Raw genomic sequence first — 13,435 nt, 5'->3', positions numbered from 1 at the left:
GCCCGGATATTCCCCATGAAGCGATCGAGCTCGGCGCGCAGGCGGGTGCTTTCGGACGACAGCGTCTTGGCCGAGTGCAGCACCTCTTCCGAAGCCGAGCCGGTTTCGGCGGCGCCGCGGTTGACCTGGCCGATGTCGGTGGCGGCGGTCTGAGTGCCCTGTGCGACGGTCTGGACGCTGCGCGCGATTTCCTGCGTCGCCGCGCCTTGCTGCTCCACCGCGCTCGCAATCGAGGTCGAGATCGACGAGATCTGGCCGATGGTGGCGCCGATCTCCTTGATCGCCGCAACCGACTCGGCCGTGGCGCCTTGCATGCCCGTGATGTGCGAGGAGATCTCGTCGGTGGCCTTCGCGGTCTGGCTCGCGAGCGACTTCACTTCGCTGGCGACCACTGCAAAGCCGCGGCCGGCTTCGCCGGCGCGTGCCGCCTCGATCGTCGCGTTCAGAGCCAGAAGATTGGTCTGCTCGGCGATCGCCGTGATCAGCTTGACGACTTCGCCGATCTGCTGGGCGGCATGCGAGAGCTTGCCGATGCGATTATCGGTCTCCTTTGCCTGCACCACGGCAGCTTCGGCAATGCGGCTGGAATCGCGAACCTGACGGCCGATCTCCTCGACCGAGGCCGAGAGCTCTTCGGTCGCGGTCGCCACCGACTGCATGTTGCTGGAGGCCTGCTCGGAGACGTCGGCGACCTGGCTCGACAGGCTCTGGGTGGTCTCGGCGGTGCGGGTCAGCGTCGAGGCCGCCGATTCCAGCTGCACGGCGGAAGCCGAGACGTTGGAGACGATGGCACCGACCGCGCTCTCGAAATCATCGGCGAAACGAATCAGCTCGGAACGACGGCTTGCGGCCTGCTCCCTGTTCTGAAGTTCGTTGGCGGCGGCATCGCGCTCGGCCTTGGCCACGGCCTGCACCTTGAATTCTTCGACCGCGCCGGCCATCTCGCCGATCTCGTCCCTGCGGCCGAGGCCCGGCAGCACGACGTCGAAATTGCCCGCGGCAAGCTCGCGCATCGCCTTGCACATGGCGATCATCGGACGCGAAATGCCATTGCCCAGCATCAGGGCGAGCGCAGCGCCGACGGCAAGGCCGCCCAGCGCCATCATCAGCATCAGCCGCTCGGTCTCACCGATGGTGGCATTGGCGTTGACCTCGATGCGCTGCTGATCCGCCGTCAGCTCCGATCGCAGCTCACCCGAGAGCTTGAGAATGGACGCGGCTGTCTTGGTCATCTCGCCGTTCAGCTTGACGATGACCTTCACGTTCTCGGTCAGCTTTGAAAAGGAGGCGCGGTACTGCTTGAGGAGATTGCTGATCTCGGTGACGCGGTCGGTGATCTTCTGGTCGTTGGCATAGATCGAGACCAGCAGGGTCTCCAGGAATTTGATGCGGGCGATCACGCCGTCGGCGGTCTTCGGCTCCGGCTTGGCGACGAAGGCGCTGACCGAGGTGGAGACCGCCAGATATTGCGATGTGATATCCTTGGCCGTACCCTGAACCGAGTTCAGGCCCGCCAATGCCGCGGTATCGGCAAGATCGTCGAACTTGAACCGGATCTTGTTGCCGACGCTGTTGAGCTCATCGGTCGCGATCTTGCCGTTCTCGCGCGTCAACGTGATGATCTCGCCGAACACCTTGGTGAAGCTCTTGAAGTCGGCCTCGAGCCTGCCGACCTGCTCGCGGCGCGCTGCGCCCGTGGTGGCCGCCGCCGACTTGGCGATCGCGGCCCTCAAATTCTCTTCAGCTGCTTTGGCTGCGGTCTCATCATCCGCCGCGCCGGTCAGCGTGTAGGCCCGCGCCAAGCCCTGGTAAGCGATCAGCTCGCGATCGACCGTCCGCGCAAGGTCCGCTTCGGCGACGCTGGAGCGGTAGGAGGCCACAGCGGCCTGAATCCGCTCGAAGCCGAAATACGCGAAAGCCATGCTGACGGCGAGGATGGCGAGCACCGCCACGAAGCCGAGGATGATTTTTGCGCGAAAACGCAAGGTGAGCAGCTTCGATGTGGTCGGCTTCGACTTGACGGGCATTCCCCACCCCATTCCATTCGCGGAAAACCAGGCGCAGCCCGGAAGCAGCCCGCTTCCTGACGCGTGAGCACGGTAAATGGCAAAGGATAAGCTGCGGTAAATTTGTGGCGCCGCAACCGGCGGTTACGTGACGCAGGGTCTCGTCGTCCTGGACAAGCGGAGCGGAGTGCTGATCCCGGACCGATTACCCCGGAGAGCGGCACGACATTGAGCGGAATGCCCCTACGCCGCCCGGATATTCCCCATGAAGCGATCGAGCTCGGCGCGCAGGCGGGTGCTTTCGGACGACAGCGTCTTGGCCGAGTGCAGCACCTCTTCCGAAGCCGAGCCGGTTTCGGCGGCGCCGCGGTTGACCTGGCCGATGTCGGTGGCGGCGGTCTGAGTGCCCTGTGCGACGGTCTGGACGCTGCGCGCGATTTCCTGCGTCGCCGCGCCTTGCTGCTCCACCGCGCTCGCAATCGAGGTCGAGATCGACGAGATCTGGCCGATGGTGGCGCCGATCTCCTTGATCGCCGCAACCGACTCGGCCGTGGCGCCTTGCATGCCCGTGATGTGCGAGGAGATCTCGTCGGTGGCCTTCGCGGTCTGGCTCGCGAGCGACTTCACTTCGCTGGCGACCACTGCAAAGCCGCGGCCGGCTTCGCCGGCGCGTGCCGCCTCGATCGTCGCGTTCAGAGCCAGAAGATTGGTCTGCTCGGCGATCGCCGTGATCAGCTTGACGACTTCGCCGATCTGCTGGGCGGCATGCGAGAGCTTGCCGATGCGATTATCGGTCTCCTTTGCCTGCACCACGGCAGCTTCGGCAATGCGGCTGGAATCGCGAACCTGACGGCCGATCTCCTCGACCGAGGCCGAGAGCTCTTCGGTCGCGGTCGCCACCGACTGCATGTTGCTGGAGGCCTGCTCGGAGACGTCGGCGACCTGGCTCGACAGGCTCTGGGTGGTCTCGGCGGTGCGGGTCAGCGTCGAGGCCGCCGATTCCAGCTGCACGGCGGAAGCCGAGACGTTGGAGACGATGGCACCGACCGCGCTCTCGAAATCATCGGCGAAACGAATCAGCTCGGAACGACGGCTTGCGGCCTGCTCCCTGTTCTGAAGTTCGTTGGCGGCGGCATCGCGCTCGGCCTTGGCCACGGCCTGCACCTTGAATTCTTCGACCGCGCCGGCCATCTCGCCGATCTCGTCCTTGCGGCCGAGGCCCGGCAGCACGACGTCGAAATTGCCCGCGGCAAGCTCGCGCATCGCCTTGCACATCGCAATCATCGGACGCGAAATGCCGGTGCCGAGCAGGAAAGCGAGGACCGCGCCGAGCAGCGTACCGCCGACGGCCAGCATCAGCACCAGTTGCTCGGTCTTCCCGACGGTCGCTTCCGATTCGGACTCCAACCGCTGCTGCTCGGCAACGAGGTCCGCCTTCATGGCGGTGGCACCCTGAAGGATCGCGCCGGCCGAGCCGCTCATCTCGGTGACGAGCTCGTCGATCATCTTGGCGTTGGCGATCAGTTTCTCCAGCGATTCCCGATAGGCACCGAGCAATCCCTTGGCGTCCTTCAGGCCGGCGACGATCTTGTCGTCCATGGAATAGACCGCGTTGAGCGAGTTCTCGACGAATTTCAACCGCGCCAGCGCGCTGGTCGCGATCGCCTGGTCGGACGTCAGCACGAAATTGGTCGCCGCCCCGCTCGCGGTCTGGAATTGGGCGTTGACCTGCTTGGTCCCGAACTCGATCGCCTGCGCCTCGGAATCGGAGGCATTGTTGCCGATGTCGTCGAGCTTGTATTTCAGGAGGTTGGCGTTGCGCATGAGCTGGTTTTGCACCAGCAGCGCGCTGTCACGCTTGGCCTGGAGGACTTTCGCGAAGGTCGCGGAGAAGTTTGAAAACTCTTTGGCGAGCTTGTCCAGACTTTCCTGCCGCGCCGGCTTCTTGGCGCTCTTGACCGCCTGGTCGATGGCGCTCTTCAGGCCGGTCTCCGCGTCCAGCGCCGTCTTGGCGTCGTCCTCCTTGCCGGTGACGACGAAATATCTGACGGCCGAGCGATAGGCGAGCAGCTCCCGGTCGATGTTACGGGCGAGATCGGCCTCGGTGACACTGGTGCGGTAGGACCCGACCCCGGACGAGACCCGCTCGAAGCCAAAATAGGAGAAGGCCATGCTGCCGGCGGAGATCACCAGCACCGCGGCAAAGCCCAGAATGATCTTGGCGCGGAACCTGAGGGTCGGCATTATTGTGCGCTTCGACGACGACGCGATACGCCCGGACATTCCCACCCCCATTTTCATTCAGCCGAGATCCGGTGGCGCCCCGCCCCCTGACCTGGCTGCGCAAAACTAAGGCAGAATCGATAAGGGGCGGTAAATTCGGTGCGCCCGCAGAGTTTCCGGCTCTATCGGCCAAGGCGAGCCGGATGGGCGATATGGACGCTGGCATCCCAGCTGGCGCCCCGGCGCCGCAACCCGATCCGGCCGACTCGCCCCCCAAACCAATGTTGGGCATTCTGGATCAATGACTTTTCCATGACGCGGGCGGCCAAAATCGTAGTTGCAAAGTTCCGGGTCGCTGTCTCTAATTAGAAACAATCAAAATCGATCCCGGGAGGACTTCAACCGTGTCTACAGTCAAACTGACGGTGAACGGCAAGGCCGTTGCTGTCGACGTCGAGGACCGCACGCTGCTGGTTCAGCTGCTGCGCGACCACCTCAACCTCACCGGAACCCATGTCGGCTGCGACACCAGCCAGTGCGGCGCCTGCGTCGTCCATATGGACGGCAAGGCGATCAAATCCTGCACCATGCTGGCAGGACAGGCCGACGGCGCCAGAATCACAACGATCGAAGGCATCGCCAAGGGCGACGAGCTGCACCCGATGCAGGCGGCCTTCCGCGACAATCACGGCCTGCAGTGCGGCTATTGCACGCCGGGCATGATCATGTCGGCGATCGACATCGTGCACCGCTATGGTGGCCAGCTCGACGAGGCCACCGTCCGCCACGAGCTCGAAGGCAATATCTGCCGCTGCACTGGGTACCACAACATCGTCAAAGCCGTGCTGGATGCGGCAGGCCGCATGAAGGTCTCGCAGGCGGCCGAGTAAGCGGCCCGCCTCGAAATAAGAACGATCGCCGCCGCTTTCGAGGGAAAGCGCGGTCAAGACAAATTCCGGTCGGGAGGACCAGACATGGGCGTTGAAGGCATTGGCGCGAGCGTCGTGCGCAAGGAAGACAAGCGTTTCATTACCGGCAAGGGCCGCTACGTCGACGACATCAAATTGCAGGGCATGACCCATGCCCATTTCATCCGCAGCCCGCACGCGCATGCCAAGGTGAAGGGGATCGATCCCGCCGAGGCGCTGAAGATGCCGGGCGTGGTCGCTGTGCTGACCGGTCAGCAAATCGTCGACGACAAGGTCGGTAACCTGATCTGCGGCTGGGCCATCACCTCCAAGGACGGCAGCCCGATGAAGATGGGCGCATGGCCGGCAATGGCGCCGGAGACCGTGCGCTTCGTCGGTCAGGCCGTCGCAGTCGTGATCGCCGAGACCAAGAATCTCGCACGCGACGCGGCCGAAGCCGTGGTCGTGAACTATGAAGAGCTGCCCGCGGTCGCCGACGTCCACGCCGCGATCAAGTCCGGCGCGCCGCAGCTGCATCCCGAAGCTCCCGGCAACCAGGTTTATGACTGGGTGATCGGCGACGAGGGCGCCACCGATGCCGCCTTCGCCAAGGCCGCCAACGTGGTGAAGCTCGACGTCACCAACAACCGTCTCGCGCCGAACGCGATGGAGCCGCGCGCGGCAATTGCCGATTACGATTCGGCGGAAGAGCATTTCACGCTCTACACGACGTCGCAGAATCCGCACGTCGCCCGCCTCGTGCTGTCGGCGTTCTACAACATCGCACCCGAGCACAAGCTGCGCGTGATCGCACCCGACGTCGGCGGCGGCTTCGGCTCCAAGATCTTCATCTATCCCGAAGAGATGGTGGCGCTGTGGGCCTCGAAGAAGGTCGGCCGTCCCGTGAAATGGACCGGCGACCGCACCGAAGCCTTCCTCACCGATGCGCATGGCCGCGACCACGTCACCCACGCCGAGATGGCGTTCGACGCCAACAACAAGATCACCGGATTGAAGGTGAAGACCTACGCCAATTTCGGCGCCTACATGTCGTTGTTCTCGTCGTCGGTGCCGACCTATCTCTACGCGACGCTGCTGTCGGGCCAGTACAACATCCCGGCGATCCATGCCGAGGTGGTCGGGGTCTACACCAACACCACGCCGGTCGACGCCTATCGCGGCGCCGGCCGCCCCGAGGCGAGCTATCTGATCGAACGTCTGATGGAGACGGCGGCGCGGCAGTTGAAGGTCGATCCGGCCGCGCTGCGCCGGACCAACTTCATCACCCAGTTCCCGCACCAGACGCCGGTGATCATGGCCTATGACACCGGCGATTTTAACGCCTCGCTCGACGCCGCGATGAAAGCGATCGACTATGCCGGCTTTGCCGGGCGCAAGGCCAAGGCGAAGGCCGACGGCAAGCTGCGCGGCATCGGCGTGTCCTGCTACATCGAGGCCTGCGGCATCGCGCCGTCGAAGGCCGTCGGCAGCCTGGGCGCCGGCGTCGGTCTTTGGGAGTCCGCCGAAGTCCGCGTCAACCCGGTCGGCACCATCGAGGTCCTGACGGGATCACACAGCCACGGCCAGGGTCACGAGACCACGTTCTGCCAGCTCGTAGCCGAACGCCTCGGCGTTCCCATCAGTCAGGTCTCGATCGTCCATGGCGACACCGACAAGGTGCAGTTCGGCATGGGCACCTATGGCTCGCGCTCGGCCGCCGTCGGCCTCACCGCGATCCTGAAGGCCATGGAGAAGATGGAATCCAAGGCCAAGAAGATCGCCGCGCATGCGCTGGAAGCCTCGGAAGGCGACATCGTCATCGACAACGGCGAGTTCAAGGTCGCCGGCACCGACAAGGCGATCGCCTTCCCGATGGTCGCACTCGCGGCCTATACCGCGCACAATCTGCCCGACGGGATGGAGCCGGGCCTGAAGGAGAGCGCCTTCTACGACCCGACCAACTTCACCTTTCCGGCCGGCACATACATCTGCGAGCTCGAGGTCGATCCCGGTACGGGCAAGACCTCCTTCGTCAACTTCGTCGCGGCCGACGATTTCGGCCGTTTGATCAACCCGATGATCGTCGAGGGCCAGGTCCATGGCGGTCTTGTGCAAGGCATCGGACAAGCGTTGCTCGAGCACGCGATCTACGACGCCAACGGGCAGCCGGTCACGGCCTCGTTCATGGACTACGCCATGCCGCGCGCCGACGACGTTCCCTCGTTCAACCTCTCCCACACCACGACGCTGTGCCCGGGCAATCCGCTCGGCATCAAGGGTTGCGGGGAGGCCGGTGCGATCGGGGCGTCAGCGGCCGTGATCAATGCGATCACGGATGCGATCGGCAAGAACAATCTGGAAATGCCCGCAACCCCGGACAGGGTGTGGCGCACGATCCACGCGGCGTAAGGGAGGAACGAAGATGTACCAGACCGTTTATCATCGCGCGTCCTCGGTTGACGAAGCCGTCAGCCTGTTCTCCAAGAGCAGCGAAGCCAAGTTCCTCGCCGGCGGCCAGACGCTGCTGCCGGTGATGAAGCAACGCCTCGCCAGTCCGTCCGACGTCATCGACCTCGGCAAGATCAAGGAGCTGCAGGGCGTCGAGCTCTCGGGCGACGTGCTGACCATCAAGGCCGGCACGACCTATTTCGACATCATGCAGAATGCCGACGTGAAGAAGGCGATTCCCGCAATTGCCTATCTCACTTCGGTGCTCGGCGACCCCGCCGTGCGCTATCGCGGCACGATCGGCGGCTCGATCGCCAACAACGATCCCGCCGCGGATTTTCCCGCCGCGCTGCTCGCGCTCGGCGCCACCGTGAAGACCAACAAGCGGTCGATTACGGCGGATGACTTTTTCCAGGGCATGTTCACGACCGCGCTGGAGGACGGCGAGCTCATCACCGCCGTGTCGTTCCCGGTTCCGGCGAAGGCTGGCTACGAAAAGATGCGCCATCCTGCGTCTCGCTTTGCGCTGACCGGCGTGTTCGTCGCGCAGACGAAGTCGGGCGAGGTTCGGGTGGCCGCCACCGGCGCCTCGCAAAGCGGCGTGATGCGGGTCCCGGCCATCGAAACGGCGCTGAAGGCGAACTGGTCACCGTCGGCGATCGACGGCGTGAGCATTTCGGCGAGCAATCTGCTGGCCGACATCCACGGCACGGCGGAGTACCGCGCCAACCTGATCAAGGTGATGGCGCAGCGCGCGGTGGCTGCCGCTCGCTGACCATCGGGCCTTAGCGCCTCGACGCAATTTTCCACGGCGCGCACTTCGGTGCGCGCCGTTTTATTTTAGCCACGCGACATGAAAACCGCTTGCCTCACTGGCGTGAAGGCGAGAAAAGTTAATCGGCCAATTAACTCGCCCCGCAGAGGAACGCCTTGGCGCTTGCCGACCATCGGCAATATGCGCCTTGGATCCGAGGAAACAAACACGTGCTCGATCAATCAGCCCAAAACTCCTCCGTCCGCACCTCCGGCCCACTGTCTGGCTTCCGCATCGTTGAATTCGCCGGCATTGGACCGGGCCCGTTCGCCTGCATGATGCTGGCCGACATGGGCGCCGAAATCGTCACGCTCGATCGGGTCGGCGCCAGGAAGAACATGAAGTCGGTCGCAGGCCGCGGCCGCAAGGTGGTCGAGCTCGATCTCAAGGACAAGGCGGCGATCGCGGAGGTGCTCGATCTGCTTGCGAATGCCGACGCGCTGGTCGAGGGTTTTCGTCCCGGCGTGATGGAGCGGCTCGGCCTCGGCCCTGACGTGGTGCTCGCGCGCAATCCAAAGCTGGTCTACGGCCGCATGACCGGCTGGGGCCAGCAAGGCCCGCTCGCCAATGCCGCAGGCCACGACATCAACTACATCTCCATCACCGGCGCGCTCGCCGCGATCGGCACGAAGGAAGCGCCGGTGCCGCCGCTCAACCTCGTCGGCGATTTCGGTGGCGGCGCGCTGTATCTCGTGGTCGGCGTGCTTGCGGCGCTGCTGGAGGCCTCGCGATCAGGCAAGGGCCAGGTCGTCGATGCCGCGATGTGCGACGGCGCGGCATCGCTTATGTCGTTCTTCTTCGACATGACCACGCTCGGCCGCTGGACCGAAGGCCGCAACGAGAACTTCCTCGACGGCGGCGCACATTTCTACGGCGTCTACGAATGCGCCTGCGGCCATTTCGTCTCGATCGGCTCGATCGAGCCGCAATTCTACGCGCTGCTGCGCGAGCACGCCGGCCTGACCGACGCCGATTTCGATGCGCAGATGGACCGCAAGGCCTGGCCCGCGCTGAAGGAAAAACTGAAGACGGTGTTCAAGAGCAAGACGCGCGAGGACTGGTGCAAGATCATGGAAGGCACCGACATCTGCTTCGCGCCGGTGCTGACCATGTCGGAAGCGACCGAGCATCCGCACATGGTCGCCCGCAACGTCTTCGTCGAGCGCCACGGCGTGAAGCAGCCGGCGCCGGCGCCGCGCTTTTCGCGGACGCCATCGGCGGTGCGCGAGCCGGAAGTGGCGGAGATCGGCGCGGTGACGAAAGCCTGGAAGGCGGAGCGTTAAGTCCTCCGCTGTCGCATCACACTCCGGGTCGTCCTGGCCTAGTGCGCAATTGCGCACGGGGGCCAAGACCCATAGCCACCAACGCGGTTTGACGAAGACTCGGAGTTACCAGTTCGCCCAATGACCGCTCCCTGGGGTAATTGGTCCTGGCTTTCGCCAGGACGACGGCGGCACTTAATGCCACCGCGTTCCAGACAACGGCCGCCTACGCCGCATCCACCTTCAGCACCCCGCGCCGGATCTGGTCCTCCTCGATCGATTCGAACAGCGCCTTGAAATTGCCTTCGCCGAAGCCATCGTCGCCCTTGCGCTGGATGAACTCGAAGAAGATCGGGCCGATCGCGTTGGCCGAGAAGATCTGCAGCAGCACCTTGGTCTGGCCGCCGTCGACCACGCCTTCGCCGTCGATCAGGATGCCGTTCTTCTGCAGCCGCGCGATGTCCTCGCCATGCTTCGGCAACCGCCCGTCGATCCGCTCGAAATAGGTCGCGGGCGGCGCTGGCATGAAGGGCAGACCGGCCTCGCGCAAGTCCTCGATGGTGCGGTAGATGTCGCGGCAGCCGCAGGCGATGTGCTGGATGCCCTCGCCGCGATAGATATTGAGATATTCCTCGATCTGCCCGGAATCGCCGGCGTCCTCGTTGATCGGAATCCGGATCTTGCCGTCGGGGCTGGTCAGCGCGCGCGAGAACAGGCCCGAGGCGCGGCCCTCGATGTCGAAGAAGCGGATCTGGCGGAAATTGAAGAGCTTCTCGTAGAAGCCCGTCCACACGTCCATGCGGCCGCGGTGGACGTTGTGGGTGAGGTGATCGAGATAGAAGAGGCCGGCGCCGGCAGGACGCGGATCGCGCGCACCCAGCCATTCGAACTCGCTGTCATAGGCCGATCCCTTGGCGCCATAGCGATCAGCGAAATAGAGCAGGCTGCCGCCGATGCCCTTGATCGCGGGGACGTCGAGCGTCTTCTGCGCGGAGGACGCATCGGCAGGTTCGGCACCGAGCGAAATCGCGCGGTCATAGGCCTTCTTCGCATCGACGACGCGAAACGCCATCGACGGCGCACAGGGGCCGTGCGCGGCGACGAAATCGTGACCCTGGGTGCCGGGCTCCTCGTTGACGAGGTAATTGATGTCGCCCTGGCGATAAACCATGATCTTCTTCGTTCTGTGCCGCGCGACGGGCACATAGCCCATCAGCTTGAACAAGGCGTGCAGCTCTTGCGGATTGGGATGCGCATATTCGACGAACTCGAACCCGTCGGTGCCCATCGGATTCTCGGCGCTGATCGTGGCCGGCGGTGCATCGTGCGGAAACGGACCCATGGTGTTCTCCCAAATTGCTGCTGAGAGGAACTATCCTTCATGGGACGCGCAAGGGGCGTGCAAATGAGACGGCTTTTGATTAACATATGCACAGTTTGTGCATGAAGTGGGTGAAACGCGCATGACTTTGGTGGATGCCTTCGACCTCAAGATCCTGAGCGCGCTCCAGGACGACGGCCGTCTCACCAACCAGGAGCTCGCCGACCTCGCCGGGCTCTCGGCCTCGCAATGCTCGCGGCGACGGATGCGGCTGGAAGAGGAGAAGGTCATTGCGGGCTATCATGCCGATCTCTCCAGCGAGGCGCTCGGCTTCGGCGTGGTCGCCTTCATCCAGGTGACGCTGGCGACCCACTCGCCGGACAATTCCAAGCGGTTTCGGACTCTGGTCAACCGCATCGACGAGATCCAGGAGGCCTACTCGCTGACAGGCGACGCCGACTACGTGCTCAAGGCCGTGCTGCACGACCTCAAGGGCCTCTCCAACCTCGTCAACGACGTGCTGATGCCGCACCAGAGCGTCGCGCATGTGCGCTCCTCGATCGTGCTCGACAGGCTGAAGGAAAGCACGCGTCTGCCGCTGAAGGAAATCAAGCCCGGCTGAAATCGAGGGAAATCCGGCATTCGCGCTGCGCACGCGATCTGCGATGATCCCGGCCAATCTGCGGAGATTGAGCCATGGCCCTCCAGCTTCGACCGAACTGCGAATATTGCGACCGCGATCTGCCCCCGAACGCAACCGATGCGCGGATCTGCTCCTATGAATGCACGTTCTGTGCGGACTGCGTGGAGACGAAACTATCCAACGTCTGCCCGAACTGCGGCGGCGGTTTTGCGCCGCGCCCGATCAGGCCAACGCAGGAATGGCGACCGGGCGTGTGCACGACCAACCAGGCGCCGTCGGACAAGCGGGTGCATCTGAAGTACAGCCTGGAGGACGTCGCGGCGCATTGCGCGCGGATACGTGAGGTGCCGCCGGAGAAGCGGTAGACTCTCACCACGTCATGCGAGGAGCCCTTGCGACGAAGCAATCCAGACTGCCGCTCCGGAAAGACTCTGGATTTGCTTCGCTACCTCGCAAGACGAAGAATGTGGATAGAGCGTCGCATCGCTTCCCCAGCAATCACTCCGGCGCCAAAATCGTCCCCTCGACCTCACCAAAACCGACACGATAGCCCTCGCCCTGGCACCAGCCGCGCATGACGAGGCTGTCGCCGTCTTCCAGGAACGACCGCTTGGCGCCGCCGGGCAATTCGATCGGCTCGGTGCCGTTCCAGCTGATCTCCAGCAGGCTGCCGCGCTGGTTCTTCTCCGGACCGGAAATGGTGCCGCTGCCGAGGAGATCGCCGACATTCATGGCGCAGCCGGAGGAGGCGTGGTGCATCAGCTGCTGCACCGACGACCAGTACATGTATTTGAAATTGGTGCGGCTGATGCCGGCGGGCGCGTTGGCTCCGGCGGCGCGCAAGGAGACGTCGAGTTCGAGATCGTAGTTCTGCGGCTTGCCCTGCTTGAGGTAGTCGAGCGGCACCGGCTCCTGCTGCGGCCCGTTGAGGCGGAATGGCTCCAGCGCCTCGCGCGTCACCACCCACGGACTGATCGAGGTCGCGAACGCCTTGGCGAGGAACGGCCCGAGCGGCACATATTCCCATTGCTGGATATCGCGCGCGCTCCAGTCGTTGAGCAGCACGAAGCCGAAGATCATCTCCTCGGCTTGCGGCTCCGTGAGCATGCCGCCCATTGGCGACGGCTGGCCGACCACCACGCCCATCTCCAGCTCGAAATCGAGCCGCTTGCACGGTCCGAAGCTCGGCGCCTCCACATTCGGCGGCTTGAGCTGCCCGCGCGGGCGCTTCACCTTCGTGCCGGAGACCACGACAGTCGAGGCACGGCCGTTGTAAGCGATCGGCATATGCAGCCAATTCGGCTGCAGTGCATTGTCCTTGCCACGGAACATGACGCCGACATTGGTGGCGTGTTCTTTCGACGAATAGAAATCGGTGTAGCCGGAGACCGCAAACGGCAGATGCAATCTTGCGTCGCGTATCGGCACCAAGGCCTGCTTGCGCAACTCCTCGTTGTCGCGCAGCTCGGGATGATCGGCGCGCAGGAGTTCGCTGATCCGCGCCCGCGTCTTCGTCCAGACCTTTGGCCCCAAGGCCATGAAAGCATTGAGCGACGGCGTCGAGAACACGCCGAGCGGCCCCACGTCGAGCCGCGAGTCCTGCTCAAGCTCCCAGAGATCGAGCACATAGTCGCCGATCGCCACGCCGACGCGCGGCGTCGGATTGGCCGCGGTCGAGAACACACCATAAGGCAGGTTCTGGATCGGAAAATCGGAGGCGGGATCGACGCCGATGAAGGAGCGGAGGCTGGGGTCCTTGGGATGGGGCATCACTTGGCTCGGTCTTTCCCTTCTCCCCTTGTGGGAGAAG

10 protein-coding genes are annotated in these 13,435 nt (G+C 64.1%); 6 read left to right on the top strand and 4 right to left on the bottom strand.

All coding sequences use genetic code 11. The annotated features are described in order from the left end of the window. Positions 1–2,027, bottom strand: a 2,027-nt coding sequence (locus ACIPUD_RS37015; RefSeq protein WP_446482648.1) for a methyl-accepting chemotaxis protein, incomplete at its 3' end; no start/stop codon positions are given. 222 nt (positions 2,028–2,249) lie between these two features. Beyond that, positions 2,250–4,289, bottom strand: coding sequence for a methyl-accepting chemotaxis protein (locus ACIPUD_RS37010; RefSeq protein WP_446482647.1), 2,040 nt, complete (start codon positions 4,287–4,289; stop codon positions 2,250–2,252). A gap of 344 nt (positions 4,290–4,633) precedes the next feature. Here ACIPUD_RS37010 and ACIPUD_RS37005 point away from each other — a divergent pair, with 344 nt between their 5' ends. The 4 genes from ACIPUD_RS37005 (at position 4,634) to ACIPUD_RS36990 (ending at position 9,682) form a co-directional block, all read left to right on the top strand. After that, on the top strand, positions 4,634–5,119 hold the full coding sequence (locus tag ACIPUD_RS37005) for a (2Fe-2S)-binding protein (RefSeq protein ID WP_085348891.1): 486 nt from the start codon (positions 4,634–4,636) through the stop codon (positions 5,117–5,119). A gap of 84 nt (positions 5,120–5,203) precedes the next feature. Continuing rightward, positions 5,204–7,546 (top strand): xanthine dehydrogenase family protein molybdopterin-binding subunit, encoded by a 2,343-nt coding sequence (locus ACIPUD_RS37000; RefSeq protein ID WP_446482646.1) that lies wholly within the window; start codon positions 5,204–5,206, stop codon positions 7,544–7,546. 13 nt (positions 7,547–7,559) lie between these two features. Further along, a complete protein-coding gene (locus ACIPUD_RS36995; RefSeq protein ID WP_085348890.1) occupies positions 7,560–8,360 on the top strand; it encodes an FAD binding domain-containing protein in 801 nt (266 codons plus the stop codon). Positions 8,361–8,569: 209 nt separating this feature from the next. After that, the gene (locus tag ACIPUD_RS36990) at positions 8,570–9,682 is read left to right on the top strand and encodes a CaiB/BaiF CoA transferase family protein (protein WP_085358537.1); all 1,113 of its coding nucleotides are present in this window, start codon (positions 8,570–8,572) and stop codon (positions 9,680–9,682) included. Positions 9,683–9,887: 205 nt separating this feature from the next. Here ACIPUD_RS36990 and hppD read toward each other — a convergent pair whose 3' ends face one another. After that, positions 9,888–11,003, bottom strand: coding sequence for a 4-hydroxyphenylpyruvate dioxygenase (hppD, locus tag ACIPUD_RS36985; protein WP_085358517.1), 1,116 nt, complete (start codon positions 11,001–11,003; stop codon positions 9,888–9,890). Positions 11,004–11,124: 121 nt separating this feature from the next. Between hppD and ACIPUD_RS36980 the strand changes: the two genes are divergently transcribed. Both ACIPUD_RS36980 and ACIPUD_RS36975 read left to right on the top strand, forming a co-directional pair. Then, positions 11,125–11,604, top strand: coding sequence for an Lrp/AsnC family transcriptional regulator (locus ACIPUD_RS36980; protein WP_446482645.1), 480 nt, complete (start codon positions 11,125–11,127; stop codon positions 11,602–11,604). A 74-nt stretch (positions 11,605–11,678) separates the two neighbouring features. Continuing rightward, positions 11,679–11,990 carry a DUF1272 domain-containing protein gene (locus ACIPUD_RS36975; RefSeq protein ID WP_085358513.1) on the top strand — a complete coding sequence of 104 codons (312 nt, stop codon included), beginning with the start codon at positions 11,679–11,681 and terminating at the stop codon, positions 11,988–11,990. A 133-nt stretch (positions 11,991–12,123) separates the two neighbouring features. Here ACIPUD_RS36975 and fahA read toward each other — a convergent pair whose 3' ends face one another. After that, positions 12,124–13,395 carry a fumarylacetoacetase gene (gene fahA / locus ACIPUD_RS36970; protein WP_446482644.1) on the bottom strand — a complete coding sequence of 424 codons (1,272 nt, stop codon included), beginning with the start codon at positions 13,393–13,395 and terminating at the stop codon, positions 12,124–12,126. Positions 13,396–13,435 lie beyond the last annotated feature (40 nt).

The organism is Bradyrhizobium sp. CAR08, assembly GCF_052871955.1.
This window is presented reverse-complemented; position numbering and strand designations above follow the sequence as displayed.